Raw genomic sequence first — 16,753 nt, 5'->3', positions numbered from 1 at the left:
CAGACACGCACCGGGCGAATTGAAAAAATTTGTAAAATGCATCCCGAACCGTTTATCGAAATTCATCCCCGTGATGCTGCTCGGTTAGGTATTTTAGATAGTATGTATGTAGAAGTGCGATCGCGTCGAGGTAAAGCGAAGTTTCCTGCTAAAGTGACAAAAGCGATCGCGCCTGGTACAGTTTTTGTCCCCATGCACTGGGGTTCACTGTGGGCAGATAATGCCGAAGCCAACGCCCTAACCCATCCAGAATCTTGCCCCGATTCGCTGCAACCAGAATTAAAAGCCTGTGCTGTGCAGCTGATACCAATCTCTGTAGAAGTTACAGTCAAAGATTATCAACTCCAGTCCTCACAATGGTAAGCTCCTAACTGTACCGCTCAAGATGTAATTAATAATCATCAATAGGTAATTTAGTCAATAATCAATAACCAATAGTGATTATCATTTTTTATGGCTCTCTACTATTGACCCATACAAACTACCATATCTAAAGAGGCTAAAGTTCTAGTAAGCAGAGGTTTTACTAGCGCCGAGTTAAGTTATGGGAAAGAACCAAAATCAGATAGTATTACAAATCATCTTATTTTAATCCTCTAGATTTATCTATGGGATTTTATTTTATTTAAAAATCGGGTGCAGCAGATGAAAAAGTTACTGAGGGAAATTCTAGGGGCTACCAAAGATGAGAACTTCATGCACATCATTGAAAACGTAGAAGTGATAGTTTCTAAAGTTCTATCTATTTTTATGGTGATCGTGATTTTGGTAGCGATCGGGGATTTAGGAGTATTTCTTTTTAAAGAGTTATTTACAGCGCCTTATGCAAAATTTAACACAACATTGTATAAAATTTTTGGTCTATTTTTAAATATTTTAATTGCTTTAGAAATTTTAGAAAACATCACAGCTTACTTACGAAAACACGTTTTTCAAGTTGAATTAGTTATTGTCACATCTTTAATTGCTGTTGCAAGAAAAATTATTATTCTTGACTTAGAAAAAATTGGAGGTATTGATATAATTGGTTTAGGAATTGCTATTCTCGCCTTGTCAATTAGTTATTTGATAATTCGTCTCAGCAATGCCAAAAATTAAAGATATCTGGTATGCAATTTAGCTAAATATTAGGTTACTCTGAACTCTTAACAGATAATAATATATACCAATTCAATTTGATCTATGAAAAAATATAAATATATATATGTAGGGTGTGAAAGCCTTGCTTAACGCACCGCCCGTCGATGGTTAAAAAACCTTAATTTTGAATACTTTCTTATGACAGATTTCTTTGAATTTGAAGCAGACTTTGTTGATTCCCTGCGCTGTATCCCGATGCAGGTTCGTTGCAAATTAGATACTTGTGGCATTAAACTAAAATTGTCTGATTGGAATCAAATGACTACAACCGAGCGTCAAGCTTTAGTCAAATTACCTTGCACTACAGAAACAGAAATCCAGTCTTACCGCGAGTCTATCCAGCAATTAATTCTACAACGCACGGGTATACCAGCTACAAAATTGCCCATCGAGCCTCATCCCGCATGGCTAGACTCTGGCACTGTACCACTTAGCATCCAGGAAAAATCTCAAGAACTAGGTGTAACCCTAACACAGCAAAATTGGGCAGGTTTAACGCCCTTACAGCGTTTTGCCTTGATTAAACTCAGCCGCCCAGGACATGAAAACAAAAACTTTGAGAGAGCGATCGCAGAATTCCATCTGCTTTAATTAGTCAATAGTCATTAATAGAACAACTTTGTTAACTTGCCGCCCTTAAATGATACATTACAGCACAGTTAATGCTCTAATGTATCAGAAATTTACGCATAGCTTAACAGTTAATCTAGCTAACTCTAAATTAATATTTACTTAATAAACTACTATTAACTATTCACTAGTAGATGAGGGTAAGAAAAATATGGCTGCACACCAGAATATATCCGCCTGAATCAGCAGGTACTAGAAATCACCCGTCAGTCACAGTACTTGGAACTAAGATTGAACACCCAGAACTGGCTACAGTTGTTTGAAGCAAGATACCGGAAATCTTTTGCTTCGATCTTCGGGGCACGTTAAGAGGCATAAAACCAATTCGCAATACTCGCCAAAGGCGAGAAGCAAGCTACGCAATTCGCAATTAAACTAAGCCACGCACAAGGGATGGGGTTTTTACCTACCTTAAGCCACAAGGAATTTTTCGACCACAAGGGGCGTTAGCGTAGCGGGACGCAGTACGGTTTTGAACCTTTACTTTTTGGATAAAGCAAGTGGCGTGGAAACCCCTTTTCTACGAGACGCTTTGTATAAAAGCCTCTCCCTTTGCGAGAAGACCGTACTGGCTCACAACAGACCATTGAAAATTATATATTTTTGGAATAGAACAAAATGCAGTAAAAAATACTGTTTTTTGATAAATTGCCGTGGGTTTAATTTGCAGTTAGGATGTCTTGAGTACACCACCCATAAAATCTGATTTATCCCTCTAACAAGCCAGTTTTAGGATAAATTCTCAGCAAATGGAGTACTTATTTACGTTAGGTAAAACAATTTGAAATTTTGCGTCTATAAATTTAAATTTCTTAGCAGGAAGTGAAGCTATAGTGGATTTAGCAATGCTGCTGTTAATGTGGCTAAGGTTAGTCCTGCTGCCAAATTATGTGAAGAATTAGTTTAGAAACGCACTTCTTATCGATGACAGGCAAACACGCAAGACATAATGCATTTCTGCGGCTAGTGTCTGGTAACGGGGCAGCTTTTGGACCAGAATCTCGCTATTCCCTGCCCCCCAGTAAAGAGATGGTAATTGGACGCGACCCCAGCTGCCAAATTGTCTTGGATGCCATGATGTACCGAATGGTATCTCGTCGTCATGCAGTGGTTCGTCCCCTCTCTCAATCGCCAGATAGCAAATTCAGCTGGGTGCTTTGTGATTTAAATAGTGCAAATGGCACTTATTTGAATGGACAACGCTTGTATGAATGTCAGGAATTACACCCAGGCGATCGCATTTCTCTAGGTGCTGATGGGCCACAATATGTTTTTGAGTACGAGTATACCTTACTCACCCCGGCCACGACAGTTAACCAAGTTACACCATTACCTTCGGCGACTAACTACCACGGTCACACGCAATTAAAACAGCCAGATTCTGTTAGCTTCACCCAGCTTTTTCCGATTATTTCCACTGGTAAAGATTTAACCCGTAAAGCTTACCTTGTACCGGGAATACTGACCGTAATTTTTGTAGTGTTAATGTTTGCTACAGTCGGTCAGCCCCAAGCTAATCAAGTGATTGTAGCTACTTACATCGCCTTTGCTGCCTACTATTTTGTTTACCAACTTTGCGGTAAACAGAAGCCTTGGTGGGTGCTAATGGCTTCGGCACTGGGTACAATGCTGATTTTGCTTAGTCCGTTGTTGGATTTATTTATCTTCGTGTTTCGCACCGTCCTACCTGGAAACTTGCCCTCATCCCAAGAATCTATCACCTTTACAGAGTTGCTAGTGCGGATGTTTTTTGGCGCTGGCTTGATGGAGGAATTACTCAAGGCATTACCTGTATTGGGGGCCTTTGCCATCGGCAGAATGTTGTCTTCACCTTGGCGGGAACGCATAGGTATCTGGGAACCTTTAGATGGTATTCTCCTGGGAACAGCTTCTGCTGTGGGCTTCACTCTCTTGGAAACTCTCGGACAATATGTGCCAGATATTACTCAGAATGTCACGCAACAGGTAGGTATAGGTGCTGCTGGTCAACTAGCGGGTTTGCAACTGCTAATTCCGCGAATTTTAGGCTCCGTAGCCGGACACATGGCTTATAGTGGCTATATGGGCTATTTTATTGGGTTGGCTGTGCTCAAACCCAGTAGAAGTTGGCAAATTCTTTCTATTGGTTATCTTAGTGCTGCTGCGCTTCATGCTTTGTGGAATGCTACAGGATCAATCAATGCTTTGCTGTTGGTAGTTGTTGGGGTGTTATCTTACGCCTTTTTGATGGCAGCAATTCTCAAAGCACGGGCGCTATCACCGACGCGATCGCAAAATTTTGCTACTCGATTTCTTGGCCCAAAATAAGGGATGGGGCAGGCAAAGTAGGAGAGCAGGGGGAGCAGGGGAAGATCAGGGAGCGAGAGACAAGAATTAATAACCAATGCCCAATTACTTTTGAATATTTATATCTTCGGATAGATATATCTTCGGATAGATGGTCTAATGTTTTAATCAGCTTACTGTGAGGTTACTTTAGGCTCACTACACAAAAATACTAATAAGTAGTGGATGCTTAAAATTGCAGGACAAGCGTTATCAGCAGATAAATCTGGCTGCATCGAAAATTTATGTAGAAAAAAGAGAAAGTTCATTCAAGTTATGCTTCATACTCAGACTTGTTGAGTTCATTGAAAGCATAAGAAGCGATCGCTAAAGTAACCTTTGCTTTCTCTACTTCTGATAAAGCTGTCCACTCGCTATTTTGAAGATTCTTGAGTGCAGATGCCGCGTTTTGCGATTCGCTGCTTCGCATAGCGTAAGCAAAAGGACGAGCCAAAACTAAGAGATCCTCTGTTCCCCAATTTGGTAGTACTGTCTGAACACACTCAACCAGTTGTTCACCGATTGATTGCTGGGCAGCAAGAATTTCAGCAGCTTTGGTGGCGATGGCGTTGAGCAATGCTTGGGGGACACAGGCGGCAAAAGTACTAGATAATCTTTCTTGAAGATTAAGCACTTGTGCTTGTTGAGGATTGTGATTATTGTCTGACTCCAGAGAGATACCAGACCAAAGTGTGTCTAGATGACTATAAAAATCTTGCGATCGCGTTGTCAGTTCTTCCTCAAGCAAATCTTGCATTCCGAACTGTTGTTCTAATTCGTCAAAATAAGCTTGTGATTCTTCATCGCCTGGATTCCAGGGATAGGTAGCATCGTCTGGTTCCAGTAACGCTTCTAATAATTCTAAATCTACATTATATGGCAAAGAAGAGAAGGTGTCTGAGCCTTTAATTTTATTAGCCATTTTTCATTGCCTCACATATTATTTGGTGGTATTTACAGCTACAATTCCTCGAAATAGATTTCCGCAAAAACAGTTGAATTTTTCTACAAAAAAACAGATTTTAAAGGTTGATGCTAAAGACTAAAATTTATTTCTGCAATAGCTATGCTAAGAGTCTTCAATAATAAACTCCCAGCTTTCAGCTCTAGCACTTCCAAACTTTAACTGCATTCCCGATTTCAATGGGACTTCCTCTCGAAGGATTTGTTGCCAACCATTAGGCCCTAAAAACCAAGTTGTCCCGTAGGTAGAAAAATCTTGCAAGTAATAACTTCGCACCAATGTAGCATCAGTAAGAGTATTGCGGCAAAAGATTTCGGCGTGGCGTTTGGATACAGATGGTTCAGGGATGACAACATCATTGTCGCTTGTGCGACCGATGCGGGTGACTCCATAACGTAGTGACCAGGTTTTACCTTTTGGGGTAAGCGATCGCAACGAAGCAGCCGGAAGCGGGAAGCCGAGATCAGGAATGGCTGTATCTGGTAGTTCGGTAATACCTTCATCCAGATTCTTAATGAGTTCGCCATTAAAATCTGGATGCAGGTAGAGAACAGGCAAAGTCCAAGCAGGTTGATTATATTTATAAAGTGTTAACAACTCCTGCCTAGCTTGGGCTACGGCTTCATCAATTGGCTTGTGCGATCGCAAAGCTTCGGTAAAGGCTTGAATAAAACTGTGGCTTTCGTGGTCAGCGATTTCATCGCGCATCCCCAAAACCGCAGGCACACCATGACGAATCAACACTTCTGCTAAACTACTGGCAGGGATAGCTTGATGATTGATAGCAGCTGGTTGTGCTCCCCAACAGGCGTTAAAAACTGCTAATTTCACACCTGTATGGGTCAAGACTTGCGCCAATTCTATCCCATTTAGGGGCATATCTGGTCGCAAAAACAGTAACCCTCCGTCTGGGCCTGGCAAACCATGTCCAGCGTAAAAGAAAACATTGTATGCTCTGGTTTCTAATTCTTGAATCAACTCCTGTGGGGTTGGTTGTAGAAGTTGAGTCACTATACAAGGGGCACATCTTTGCGAATTACCACCCACAGACTTATCTGCAAGAGTTTGCTGTAAGATAGCAGCTTCTTGTTCTAGTTGCAGCTTGTCATCATGACCTAAAACCAGCAGAATACTTAAAGCCTGGTCAGTTCGCAAATGCGGTAACGGGTCAACTTCGCTGCTGGTGCGACTAAATAGCAAATCTTGGGAGAGAGACATAGCTGATTGACCAGGTTCACGCTGCATAATTTCCCAAGGGAGAGCGATCAAATCCGGGTCGCGGATTTCTAGCCGAAAGCGCAAACGTGTATGCTGACCCATAGCAATACCGCGACTGCGTTCTAGACTACCAAGAATTTGCCCATCAAATACCCAGCGCCATAAATTCATTCCCAAGTTTTGCATCAGACGACTGCTATAGGGGCCAGTGATTTGACCTGAAGCAGGTGAAATCCAATCTATGGGGAATGGGTTGGACTTTTGAGATGTTGAGTTTGGGGAAATATCTAAGTGACTATGACCAGCAAACAGTTGCTGCCATTCTTGCCAGACGTGATTGAGTTCATCAGGCCACACACAGTCACGTAAAACGTAGCCACTGGGATAGGGAGCCTTGACCACCCAAATGGCGAAGTTGTCAGTGCCAGTGTTAAGGAGACGGGCGATCGCCAAATTCAGGGATGGCATGGATTCATTAAAATAAAAACTAAAATAAATAATTTAAAATAAGAATTCTCCAAGGTGAAAACTTTCTACTTTTTTACCTTGTAAGTTTTTACTCTGATGTTACCTGTTATTATTCCAGGTTTCTACCAGTTTATCGATTATTTGACTAAGTTGGACTGCTGTCGTCAGGTGGTTGAGTAACTGGTGGTTGTGTAACAGGTGTACATGGACTTGGTGCATCTTCTGGTAAAACAGAGACACCAAAGCGTTTTATTTGGGAGAAGTTCAGCAATACTGTTTCTGGCAAAGGTTTTGAATTGGATGGAACTGAGGAAGTTATTGCTGGACTATTAGTGTTAGCTGGAGTTGGTGTGCTTTTAGTAGCACAGACTCGCATAGATACTGAAAAATTTCCCGAAGCAGGTTTAGGATTTGGTTTTGTGTTGATAACTTGTAAAAAAGCTCCAGGTGGAAGTGATTGGTTGTTTCCCAAGGTGATTTGATTGTTAGTTTTAATTACCCAGCCGGGAGAAAGGTTGGCTAGCGATCGCTGTATGGGTGTTGCTTCGATGGTAGGATTTAAAGTTGGTATGGGAGTGGATGAAATCAAGGGAACTGATGGCGATCGCAGTCGCACTTGCTTCACAAACAATCCTAAAACACCTGCTGCTACTACAAATATTAATGGAACAATCCACTGTAGCGGTAAACTGCGCCTTTTGGCAGGCTCAGTGTCTGGAATCACCTGAGTTTTATGGTTGGGGCTACTTAAAAGTGTTGGATCTGTCCCCCTGGATGAAAAATCGATAGTTTTGGCAGAATAGCTCTCTGGAATGAAGGCTTTGATCGTGATTTCCGGTTCCCAGTATTGGACTTGATAATGGACTAAAGCGATGGTGACATTATCGTGTCCATTCTTAGTGTTAGCAATTTCAACTAATCTATCCGCAACATTTGCTATCGGGACTTCCCCAACTAGAATCGGCAAGATTTCTGTTTCCCAGTACTCCTCCACCCGATCAAAATCACTCAAACCATCGGATGTGAGCAGAAAAACAGCATCTTCATCGAGCATAAACCGTGCCGATGTGGGATGCAATGAAGTGCTAGGCCCCATGCCCAAAGCCTGGACGAGAGAGCCAGCAGAACTTTGTTGTATAGCCTCGCGGTAAATGGCATAGCCTAGCCGCACCTCGCGGGAGGCAACATCATCGTCTAGGGTAACTTGATAACAACCGTGGCGGGTAATCCAGTAAGCACGACTATCACCGACGTGGGTAATGTACATTTCATGAGCAACAGGCAAGGCCATGACTAAAGTCGTACCCATCCTCTGACGCCCTTGGCGATTTTCACTGTCATTGCGCTGACTAATTTTGTCATTAGCAATTGCCACTGCCTTTTCTAGGTCATTCAGTAGCAGTGAGGGGTCTATGTGGTCGTAGGGAACTTTTGTTAGTTGCTGTACCTGTTGCTGGATGGTTTCAATGGCTAAATTTGAGGCGACATTGCCACCCTCGTGCCCACCGATGCCATCACAGACAATTGCTAAGGCTGTTGGTTGGGGTGGTTTGCTGACCAGAGTTCCACTGGGTGGGCTACAGGCATCTTCATTACGTTGGCGACTTGGCCCAGTGTCCGTTTTAGTGATAATTTTGACTGAGGGTGTTTGCGATCGCCCTAACCCAGCCAGTCCCCGATCTAAAACTCCGATTAATTGATCGGTTGAATTAATCTTTCCCTGAATTAAGGAAAGGCTAACCTCATTCACAAATTCAGTTATGGCTGGTTTAGCACCACTAACCAACTGCTGCCAAAATTGACCTAATTGGGGCAATTCTGGGAATATTGCGGCATCGAAACGCAATTCTAACAAACGCACTAATGATCCTTCTACCCGTAATACATTTGAGTCAAGCAAGCTAGAGACGACACCTTCACTTGCAAGAGGTTGCCACAGATGAGCTATTTGCCATAACCAATTGAGTTGGCGCATCGATGTTGCATCACGCCAAGCGGTGGTTAACTCACTGGCCAACTGCACTTGTTGGATTTTGTCATCTACCAATAATGGAGGTTTTTCTAAAAGTAATATTTCTCGATGAGAAGGCCCGTCACCGAGAAAAAGCGCTCCATATACCTGCGGTACGTGTAAACGGTAGGGAATCAGTCTGAGGTAAGCTTTTAGAGGCTGCAAATTATCTAACTCAGACGTTAGCGCTAATAAACCAGGTTTCGTATCTAAAAGAAGAAATTTATCAAGTACTAAATAGCGATCGGCTAATATTTCTCCAGGGCTACCTACACTCGGGCCATCTACTACAGCCCAGAGGTAATTTTTGGTTAGGGGTGTGGAACATCGCAGGCAAAACTTGTGAGTCAGGGGGTTGGCAGCCTGACAACTTTCATTTGTACAGTGGAGCGTTGCCGCGTCATTTTCCATAGTTTTCGCACCGGGAAGCGATTGGCAATTTCTTTAACAGCATTATTAGGGACAATCTAGACCGCTCATCTTTCTTAAACTTCACATACCCAGACTTTAGATGATGATTTTAGCTGGCGGATATCAGCAGGTGCTAATACTTACTTATCCAAAGAATACGCTCCTAAGTCAATACAGCCTCATCATAGCTTCTATTGCTTCTGTGACTCTCCATCGCCAAAGCAACTAACTCCAACCCTGTTACCAAAGCATAACCCAAGCATAACTGCGCCCCAAGCTTTTGCTGTACCCCATTATCAAAAGGCAGATAATCTTGGTATTTATTTAGTTTATAAGTAGGATAGCAAGAATTAACTTTAATTAAGAATTAAGATAAGTGAACTACTCAAAGCACCTGACTAATGAAGAGGCTTTAAAAATCTGGTAATCTCGTTTCCGGGTTCTTTTTCGGGAAATCGCAAAGCTTCACAGATTAATTTTCCCCCTTCCCAACGCGGGAAGAGGGTTAGGGTGTGATGTTTTTCGTAGATTTCAGATGGATCTGAATTGTCAGAAAAGTTCAGCCAGATCGCTACCAACTCATTCGCTTATTGTTTGTCGTCCATTGCAACTTGGGGGACTCCCATGCTGTAGTTGGTAACGCGGGCAGATAGATTGTAGCTGATTTCGCCAAGTTGTAGGAGCGATCGCAGATAATGCTCTAAGTCTGACCCAACACGACGCAAGTTATAGTCTGTAAGGTCTGCGCCACTAGATGCTTCTACTAGTTCATCAAATTTTCGATAAACTTTTTGCAGCGCATCTTCGTTCCAGTTAAATTCGTTATCTGGGTCAATATCTAACGTTAAGACCTGTTGACTGGGAATCAGTTCGCCATCCCGGTCAATTTCGCCTGCAAAAATGCGGACATGGCGGGTTGTGGACTTGAGCAGCATCGGATTAGCCATAAAAGGGTGTAAGATTTGGGTGGATTACACTGAAATTATTGTAAACGTTATATTCAAGCTTGAATGCTCTCAATTTACAAGCTTTGAACGCAGTTTCAAAAGGGTAGATTGAATGAGCATAAGTAAAAATATCACCTGTACTGATTAACTTACTACTTCTGTTAGGAGTTGAAGACACAATTAGTAGCGAGTACTGACAGTAGTCCAATTATTTTTTTGTAAAAATTACTGGTGATAGTGTTTTTATTTGGCGTATATAAACAAGTCAAACTGGTGTGCAAATCTTACCTACTTCTAAGATTTTCGTACTCATGAAGCCTAAAACCCAGTAGAGTGAAGCACTCACCAGGAATAATTTGATCTGTGTACATTTTTTTATGGAGAACAAAAGTTTTTACCTTAATTATTCTGCTCATCAATTTCTTAAAAATTTTCTATTGCAAAAAACGTACATCAAGTAATTTTACTGAATAGTGCTACATCGACTTCTGGCTTTAACAAGTTCAAAAAAATTAAGCGATTTTACTTACGTATAAACACCAAAATTAAAGTAACAAGTCAAACTGTTCTTGACGTTCACATAAAGTTGATGTAAAAAGCTTTAAAAAGACCGGACAACTTCTTACAGAAACTTTATTGTGTAGAATCTTAAAAACTGAATAATAGTTATGGCTTACCATAAGCTATATCTGGCACAGTCACATCAAAATCTAGCTTGAAAATAAAACACAGGAGACTGAAATGGAATACAAAGGTGATTGATGAAGAAAAATTCTTAATTCAAGCACTTTGGATTCAAAGAAGATATAAAGAATTTTGCTGGGCATCTACCTCCTTACCCTCATGACCACCAAGTAAAGGAATCTCAATAGCTATGAACTCCAAAGCATTACCACGCCAGATAACTAATCTCGAAGTAGGTGTTTATGAGTGCGAAATCCATCTCAAATTCCGGTTGATTGAGGAAAAGAGCCTATTGGGCGATCGCGAACAACTGTTACAGGTATTACTTGATGCCTTGACCGAGGGTTCTGACGACTTTCTAGAGACACTGCAAGCGTCTGTTAAAGCGCAGGAAGTGTCCGAGTTTAAAGCCTCGCCTCAAATGCGACGCCAGTTGATGCGCTTGCGTAATGCTGCTGAAAATTCCCAGCTTTAAAGGTGTAATTTAAGTAGCGAGAAAACATGAATTGGGCATCAAATCAAATGTTGATCATATAGCCCCGTTGCAATAAAAACTAAGCAGTAAGTAGAATTCATAAAATATTGTGATTTCTCCTTTGTGAAAGTCTTTAGCAGCACAGAGTCCCAGGAAGAGTTTCTCTATTAAAAACTTTGTAGCAAAGGGTACTGGTAGAATCTAAGAGCAAATTCAGCCGGGTGCATTTTACCGAGTTTTTATAAAAACATTGCAGGAACAAGAAAATTCTGTGTCTTTACAGATGGGGAATTGGACAACAGGCGCTAATTCAATGAAAACCTAAAAGGCCAAAGTGAAAATAAATAACCTTACTTTTAGCTTTTTACTTTAACTAAGTGCCTGATTTGCTGAAATACTTATGTTTTATCTATTACTGGTAATAGGTTATGGTTTAGCAGCCAGTTACCTATTGCCAATTACCCACAAGAAGGGGGTAAGAGGAGCAGGGGGAGCAGGGGAAGCAGGGGAAGCAGAGGAATAACTTAAACCAATCCCTAATCCCCAATCCCCAATTTTTATTTAGCAAGACCGTGTTCTAGGGCGAAACGAACTAACTCTGTACGGCTATTGGTGCCAGTTTTACTGAATAAACGGCTGACGTATTTTTCTACATTGCGGACGCTGGTTTCTAAGCGACGGGCGATTTCTTTGTTCATCAACCCTTCAGCGACTAAGTTCAAAACACTTTGTTCTCTAGGAGTCAAATCAATTTTGAAGGGGGCTGGGGATTGGGAAATGGCATTTCTTTGAGTTAACAATGCCTTAATTTGGGCAATCTGATTGGCTAATTCAGCAAGATCAGGGGTTTCAACGTCATCTCCTGTAGTTGCAGCCTTAGCGGCGCGGCGGGCTAGCAAATTTTCGACTATAGCCACTAACTCATCTGGATCGAAGGGTTTGGGTAGATAGGCATCGACACCAGCATGATACCCTTGGATGCGATCGCCTGTCATACCTTTAGCAGTTAAAAATACTACTGGTAGCGCTTGGAAGCGGGGGTCTTCTCGCAGTTGCTTCAGGAACTGATAGCCATCCACCTGAGGCATCATGACATCAGAGATCACTAAGTCAGGTGTATTCATCTGCATCCATTCCCAACCTTCAAGGGCGTTACTGGCGACTTGAACGCTGAAACCGCTCTCTTGCAAATAGTCTTTCACGGCTTCCCGTATCCCTGGTTCATCATCCACCAGTAACAATTGTGCTGACATTTAAAATTCCCTTAAGTTTACCTTTTTCCAATTTAGCGAAAGTTGAGAGTCATTGAACAAAAGGGATAAAGGAAAAACGAGAGAGCTTATTAACGTTAAGCGATCGCTGCGAACTATGCTAACGAGGGCAATGACCAATTTTATGAGGTAGTTCACTTCCCCCTGCTCGCCTCAACAGATAACTTTGTTAACCGAACCGTATCGCCCCCTCTCCTGCAAAGACGCACTCGCATTCGTCTATAAGTGGCTTTGTTTGAGTCAGAGTCTCTTTTACAAAACTAGATTGCAACAAACCTCCGCTTTGGTTTTGCGCTATATAGGGGACTCGCGTAAAAATAAAGTACCAGCCAGACAACCTGTATCAAAGTCAAATCAAGCACAGTCCAAAAGTTTATTGGTACATTATTTAACCGCTAGTCCCTAGCCCTTTGAAATACGAATAACGAATTATTTTTAAACTCAAAACCTAAAATAGAGCCTTTGGTGAGCGAAACAATCGGTTGTTAATAAACTCGAAATTCTTCGCGTTCAATTGCTCGGCGTAACTCGGCCTCTAACTGCAATTTCGCCAGAACATTCGCATACATATCTGAGTTGAATAGCTCATAACGCGCTCTGCCCAACACCTTGGCTCGGTACATTGCCGTATCAGCATCCTTCAACAGTTCTTCTGCGTTATATAATCCAGCAAACTTAGCTTGACACACTAAGTAGTACTAAGAAAAAACTGTTTGTACCAGTAACGATACAATAGCATTCATTGTCTTGCTGTCAAACTTTTTCGTCCTATGCTGCCAGTCATTTATTCCGACGAATTTTTAGATCACAAGACTGGAAAATACCATCCTGAAAGACCAGAACGTTTGAGTGCGATCGCTACTGCCCTAAAAGCAGCTACATTTGCAGATAAAATTGACTGGCGATTGCCTACATTAGCATCAGAACAGCCATCACTGATGTCTATGTTAGTTAAGGCCCATAGCCCAGCCTACATCAAAAAACTTTGGCAAATCGCTTCTAGTGGCGGCGGCCCTTTGGATGGAGATACACCAGTTTCGCCGCGTAGTTATGATGTGGCATTGTTGGCAGTCAGTGCATGGTTGGATGGTGTTGAGGCTGTATTAAAGTCGGCTAATCCAGCTTTTGTACTAGCACGTCCTCCAGGACATCATGCAGAAAGTGATGCGGGGATGGGCTTTTGCCTATTTTCTAATGCTGCGATCGCAGCTTTATTTGCCCTCGAACAACCCGGAATTAACCGCGTCGCTATCCTGGATTGGGATGTACATCACGGTAATGGTACTCAGGCGATCGTTGAAACCCAAGCAAGCATCGCTTACTGTTCCCTACATCAGTATCCCTGCTATCCCGGTACTGGAAGATCAACAGAACGCGGATTTCATAATAATGTATTAAATTTACCTGTACCCCCTGGTAGCGATATTGCAGTATATCAGCCACTATTTGAAAGACAGGTCGTACCCTTTTTAGCTAACTTTCAGGCGGATTTGCTGATTGTGAGTGCTGGTTATGATGGCAATGCCGCAGATCCTTTGGCAAGTATCAATTTGCAGCCAGAAGACTACGCTTTATTTACTGATTATTGTCTAGGGATAACTCGTAAAATTCTGTTTGGCTTAGAAGGTGGTTACGACTTTGACTCTCTTTCACAATCAGTTGTAACGACAATTGAACATTGTTTACTTTAGATACTTTCTTTTTTTTAGGTAAAACCTCGGAATTCGTAATTGAGTGATTTTCGTATATGTACTGATATCATAATAATCCTATTGATTTGTGGCTCAGATTTCCGATTTCTCTAATAAACCGGGAATCTTTTTGGATGTTTCCTTGAGATTTCACAACATAGTCTGCAAAAATAAGCAATTTGTGGATACTTCTTGTCATGATTATTTGTGAGTTAGTTGACTAATTTAATAGCTATCTTTACGTAAAATTAGGGTGACACAACTTTTGATCTAAACTCAACCTAAGTAATTTCTTTTACCAAGGTTTTCTAAAATTCATCAAATCTTCAGAAATAAAAAGTTCAGATGTTGTCCTGAAGCTAAAGTTTTGTTAAGATGCAATTGCTAGCAGTTTCTCGGCGAAATTCACCTATCGGTGTGTGGAGAAGTAAAAAGTACTAGCAGCACAAATTTTAAAAGGTGAAGCAATGACCACCTATATTTTTTTCGATGAAGCCCTACGGATGCTGACCAACTCCTATTTAATATCAGTAGTACTGTTACTAGCAGCTTCTGGTATAGGTTTGGCGGTAATTGAAACAATAGAAAAGGCAGGAGAACGCTAAGTTTAGAAATGGCAGTGTAGTTATTGCCAAAAACCATTGGGTGCAAGTGTTCGCCATAAACAAATCTTGGGAATACTAAAGCATGAAAGTCTCATAACGTTGCAGTATTGCCTGTAAATATACCAAACACACAGGCAACTGTAGCGCTATTGAGGCTCTAACCAAGGAGTTACTATAATGGGTCTATTTGACGCTGTGTTGGGCACAGAAAGCCAAACTCAAACAGCACTTAATCCAGAGGAGGCTTTTGCTGTCATTGTTTTGGCAGCAACAGCGTCAGACGGTTATCTTTCTTTTGAGCAAGCAAATTCTATCACTTTTGTGCTGTCTCGGATGAAACTTTTTAAAAGTTATCCCCATGAGATGATGAACAAGTTGTTTGAAAAAATCTTAGGCATTCTCGAAGGGGATGGCTTTAATAGTTTATTTAATGCAGCCAAAGATTCTCTATCTCAAGACTTGCGGGAAGCAGCCTTTGCAGTAGCCACCGATCTAGTTCTAGCTGAAGGTATTGTAGCTGAAGAAGAAAAAAACTTTTTAAATGATTTATATCAAGCTTTAGGTGTTTCTAGCGAGATAGCAATACAAATTATCCAAGTAATTTTAATTAAAAACCGCGCATGAGGCGATAAAATATATGGTTATAAAGAAAGTGTGCCAAAGGAGTTAAGCTTCTTTGGCACTATTTTTTGATCGCATCTAACTTCTTCCATGAGCCATCTTGTTTTGCAGCTTCAATTTTTTCTAGACCACCTGTAGTCATCAAACCTTGTTCTATAAGTTCTTCAATATATTGTTTATTTAATTTTGACCACCCGCTTTTCGGTCTTCTAGGTGTAAATATTTGCATATAACGTTCTTCGTCCAAGGATTTGACTTTACTATCAATCCAACCAAAGCATAAGGCTTCTTTTACCGCTTCACTATATCGAACACTTGGTTTACCACTTTTGACTTTGTAGTAAATGAGCCACACACCAAAAGAGGTGCGATGGTTTTGCTCTAACCATTTCCGCCATTCTTGCGGGCTTGTGGGGCAGAAAGTGGGGAATTCATTATTAGGTTTGGATACACCAGTAATCGGGCTTTGGCTGAGGTTTGTCTGTGTATTTTGCTGCATTTGTTTTCTAAACCAACCCAGAACGTAGCGCCACAACTGCTGCTTGCACGCGATCGTCTACTGCTAATTTATTCATAATCCCTCGGACGTGAGTTTTGATAGTGTTGGGACTGAGATAGAGTTTTTCGGCAATCTCCGGGTTACTCAAGCCGTCTACCATCAGTTTCAACACTTCTAACTCGCGCCCAGATAAGTTGGCGTTGTTGGTGGTGGGTGAGGGTGGTTTGAGATTATCAATTACTCGCCGCGCAATTTGGGGATCGAGATAGGCTGCACCATCAACTGCGGCTGCGATCGCACTTAACAATCGTTCCACACTTGCACCTTTAATACAATACGCATCTGCACCGCTAGAGAGTGCCGCAATAATTTCTGTCTCCGTTTGATGAGATGTCAGCATCACTACATGAGTTGCTGGCAGCGCCGCCTTAATTTGCTGTGTTGCTGCAATGCCATCCAATCGCGGCAACCCAATATCCATAACCACCAAATCAGGTTTCAGTTGCAGCGCGGCTTGAACTCCCAAATAACCATCTTCTGCTTGTCCAACAATCTCTAATTGAGGATGAGCCATTAACGATTGCTCTAATCCCAGTTGCATCATTGGATCATCTTCGACAATTAACACACGCAAGGGCGGAGCATTGGCAGGTAAATTTAAGGGATAGCGAGTATCTAAAGACATTTTTATTAATTAAAAGTCATTTATCAGAAAAAGCTAGGTTCAAAACCTCGCCCCTTGTGGGCGAAAAAATCCTTGTTTCTCAAGGTAGGTAAAAACCCCACCCCTTGT

Annotated in this window: 16 protein-coding genes and 1 pseudogene; 9 read left to right on the top strand and 8 right to left on the bottom strand. The window is 41.6% G+C overall.

Annotation, left to right across the window (positions count from 1 at the left end; genetic code table 11):
• The 4 genes from VE944_RS27420 to VE944_RS27405 form a co-directional block, all read left to right on the top strand.
• On the top strand, positions 1-363 hold a 363-nt coding region (locus VE944_RS27420; protein ID WP_324984735.1), incomplete at its 5' end, for a molybdopterin dinucleotide binding domain-containing protein.
• 282 nt (positions 364-645) lie between these two features.
• Positions 646-1,098 (top strand): phosphate-starvation-inducible PsiE family protein, encoded by a 453-nt coding sequence (locus tag VE944_RS27415; protein WP_324984732.1) that lies wholly within the window; start codon positions 646-648, stop codon positions 1,096-1,098.
• A gap of 180 nt (positions 1,099-1,278) precedes the next feature.
• Positions 1,279-1,731 (top strand): nitrate reductase associated protein, encoded by a 453-nt coding sequence (locus tag VE944_RS27410; protein WP_324984729.1) that lies wholly within the window; start codon positions 1,279-1,281, stop codon positions 1,729-1,731.
• A 963-nt stretch (positions 1,732-2,694) separates the two neighbouring features.
• Positions 2,695-4,077: a PrsW family glutamic-type intramembrane protease gene (locus tag VE944_RS27405; RefSeq protein WP_324984727.1), complete on the top strand. Its 1,383-nt coding sequence runs from the start codon at positions 2,695-2,697 to the stop codon at positions 4,075-4,077.
• A 292-nt stretch (positions 4,078-4,369) separates the two neighbouring features.
• Here VE944_RS27405 and VE944_RS27400 read toward each other — a convergent pair whose 3' ends face one another.
• The 4 genes from VE944_RS27400 to ndhM form a co-directional block, all read right to left on the bottom strand.
• The gene (locus tag VE944_RS27400) at positions 4,370-5,017 is read right to left on the bottom strand and encodes a hypothetical protein (RefSeq protein WP_324984724.1); all 648 of its coding nucleotides are present in this window, start codon (positions 5,015-5,017) and stop codon (positions 4,370-4,372) included.
• A gap of 147 nt (positions 5,018-5,164) precedes the next feature.
• Positions 5,165-6,745 (bottom strand): CHAT domain-containing protein, encoded by a 1,581-nt coding sequence (locus VE944_RS27395; RefSeq protein ID WP_324984721.1) that lies wholly within the window; start codon positions 6,743-6,745, stop codon positions 5,165-5,167.
• Positions 6,746-6,890: 145 nt separating this feature from the next.
• Positions 6,891-9,167 carry a PP2C family protein-serine/threonine phosphatase gene (locus VE944_RS27390; RefSeq protein ID WP_324984718.1) on the bottom strand — a complete coding sequence of 759 codons (2,277 nt, stop codon included), beginning with the start codon at positions 9,165-9,167 and terminating at the stop codon, positions 6,891-6,893.
• A gap of 587 nt (positions 9,168-9,754) precedes the next feature.
• Positions 9,755-10,114: an NAD(P)H-quinone oxidoreductase subunit M gene (ndhM, locus tag VE944_RS27385; RefSeq protein ID WP_324984715.1), complete on the bottom strand. Its 360-nt coding sequence runs from the start codon at positions 10,112-10,114 to the stop codon at positions 9,755-9,757.
• 874 nt (positions 10,115-10,988) lie between these two features.
• Between ndhM and VE944_RS27380 the strand changes: the two genes are divergently transcribed.
• Both VE944_RS27380 and VE944_RS27375 read left to right on the top strand, forming a co-directional pair.
• Positions 10,989-11,273, top strand: a complete 285-nt coding sequence (locus tag VE944_RS27380; RefSeq protein WP_324984712.1) for an Npun_R1517 family heterocyst differentiation transcriptional regulator — start codon at positions 10,989-10,991, stop codon at positions 11,271-11,273.
• A 400-nt stretch (positions 11,274-11,673) separates the two neighbouring features.
• Entirely contained in the window at positions 11,674-11,796 is a 123-nt protein-coding gene (locus VE944_RS27375) for a hypothetical protein (RefSeq protein WP_324984709.1), read from the top strand.
• Between the two features lie 34 nt (positions 11,797-11,830).
• On the opposite strand, the gene VE944_RS27370 is transcribed toward VE944_RS27375, so the two are convergent.
• Both VE944_RS27370 and VE944_RS27365 read right to left on the bottom strand, forming a co-directional pair.
• Positions 11,831-12,526, bottom strand: a complete 696-nt coding sequence (locus tag VE944_RS27370; RefSeq protein WP_118166491.1) for a response regulator transcription factor — start codon at positions 12,524-12,526, stop codon at positions 11,831-11,833.
• A gap of 503 nt (positions 12,527-13,029) precedes the next feature.
• A complete protein-coding gene (locus VE944_RS27365; protein WP_324984703.1) occupies positions 13,030-13,233 on the bottom strand; it encodes a hypothetical protein in 204 nt (67 codons plus the stop codon).
• Positions 13,234-13,314: 81 nt separating this feature from the next.
• Between VE944_RS27365 and VE944_RS27360 the strand changes: the two genes are divergently transcribed.
• The 3 genes from VE944_RS27360 (at position 13,315) to VE944_RS27350 (ending at position 15,464) form a co-directional block, all read left to right on the top strand.
• Positions 13,315-14,235, top strand: a complete 921-nt coding sequence (locus VE944_RS27360; protein WP_324984701.1) for a histone deacetylase family protein — start codon at positions 13,315-13,317, stop codon at positions 14,233-14,235.
• A gap of 467 nt (positions 14,236-14,702) precedes the next feature.
• Positions 14,703-14,840: a hypothetical protein gene (locus VE944_RS27355; protein ID WP_229553875.1), complete on the top strand. Its 138-nt coding sequence runs from the start codon at positions 14,703-14,705 to the stop codon at positions 14,838-14,840.
• Between the two features lie 177 nt (positions 14,841-15,017).
• Positions 15,018-15,464, top strand: a complete 447-nt coding sequence (locus VE944_RS27350; RefSeq protein ID WP_109008956.1) for a tellurite resistance TerB family protein — start codon at positions 15,018-15,020, stop codon at positions 15,462-15,464.
• Positions 15,465-15,528: 64 nt separating this feature from the next.
• On the opposite strand, the pseudogene VE944_RS27345 reads toward VE944_RS27350, so the two are convergent.
• A pseudogene (locus tag VE944_RS27345) lies at positions 15,529-15,921 on the bottom strand (YdeI/OmpD-associated family protein); the annotation flags it as partial.
• Positions 15,922-15,967: 46 nt separating this feature from the next.
• Positions 15,968-16,645: a response regulator gene (locus VE944_RS27340; protein WP_190912184.1), complete on the bottom strand. Its 678-nt coding sequence runs from the start codon at positions 16,643-16,645 to the stop codon at positions 15,968-15,970.
• Positions 16,646-16,753: the final 108 nt, after the last annotated feature.

The sequence above is a fragment of the Nostoc sp. genome (assembly GCF_035638895.1).
Classification (GTDB): domain Bacteria; phylum Cyanobacteriota; class Cyanobacteriia; order Cyanobacteriales; family Nostocaceae; genus Nostoc.
This window is presented reverse-complemented; position numbering and strand designations above follow the sequence as displayed.

Excerpts from the sequence above, each read along its gene's own strand:
- VE944_RS27355 (WP_229553875.1), top strand. The coding sequence starts at position 14,703 with ATGACCACCTATATTTTTTTCGATGAAGCCCTACGGATGCTGACCAAC.
- VE944_RS27350 (WP_109008956.1), top strand. The coding sequence starts at position 15,018 with ATGGGTCTATTTGACGCTGTGTTGGGCACAGAAAGCCAAACTCAAACA.
- VE944_RS27375 (WP_324984709.1), top strand. The coding sequence starts at position 11,674 with ATGTTTTATCTATTACTGGTAATAGGTTATGGTTTAGCAGCCAGTTAC.
- VE944_RS27415 (WP_324984732.1), top strand. The coding sequence starts at position 646 with ATGAAAAAGTTACTGAGGGAAATTCTAGGGGCTACCAAAGATGAGAAC.
- ndhM (WP_324984715.1), bottom strand. The coding sequence starts at position 10,114 with ATGGCTAATCCGATGCTGCTCAAGTCCACAACCCGCCATGTCCGCATT.
- VE944_RS27395 (WP_324984721.1), bottom strand. The coding sequence starts at position 6,745 with ATGCCATCCCTGAATTTGGCGATCGCCCGTCTCCTTAACACTGGCACT.
- VE944_RS27380 (WP_324984712.1), top strand. The coding sequence starts at position 10,989 with ATGAACTCCAAAGCATTACCACGCCAGATAACTAATCTCGAAGTAGGT.
- VE944_RS27400 (WP_324984724.1), bottom strand. The coding sequence starts at position 5,017 with ATGGCTAATAAAATTAAAGGCTCAGACACCTTCTCTTCTTTGCCATAT.
- VE944_RS27370 (WP_118166491.1), bottom strand. The coding sequence starts at position 12,526 with ATGTCAGCACAATTGTTACTGGTGGATGATGAACCAGGGATACGGGAA.
- VE944_RS27390 (WP_324984718.1), bottom strand. The coding sequence starts at position 9,167 with ATGGAAAATGACGCGGCAACGCTCCACTGTACAAATGAAAGTTGTCAG.
- VE944_RS27405 (WP_324984727.1), top strand. The coding sequence starts at position 2,695 with ATGACAGGCAAACACGCAAGACATAATGCATTTCTGCGGCTAGTGTCT.
- VE944_RS27360 (WP_324984701.1), top strand. The coding sequence starts at position 13,315 with ATGCTGCCAGTCATTTATTCCGACGAATTTTTAGATCACAAGACTGGA.
- VE944_RS27340 (WP_190912184.1), bottom strand. The coding sequence starts at position 16,645 with ATGTCTTTAGATACTCGCTATCCCTTAAATTTACCTGCCAATGCTCCG.
- VE944_RS27410 (WP_324984729.1), top strand. The coding sequence starts at position 1,279 with ATGACAGATTTCTTTGAATTTGAAGCAGACTTTGTTGATTCCCTGCGC.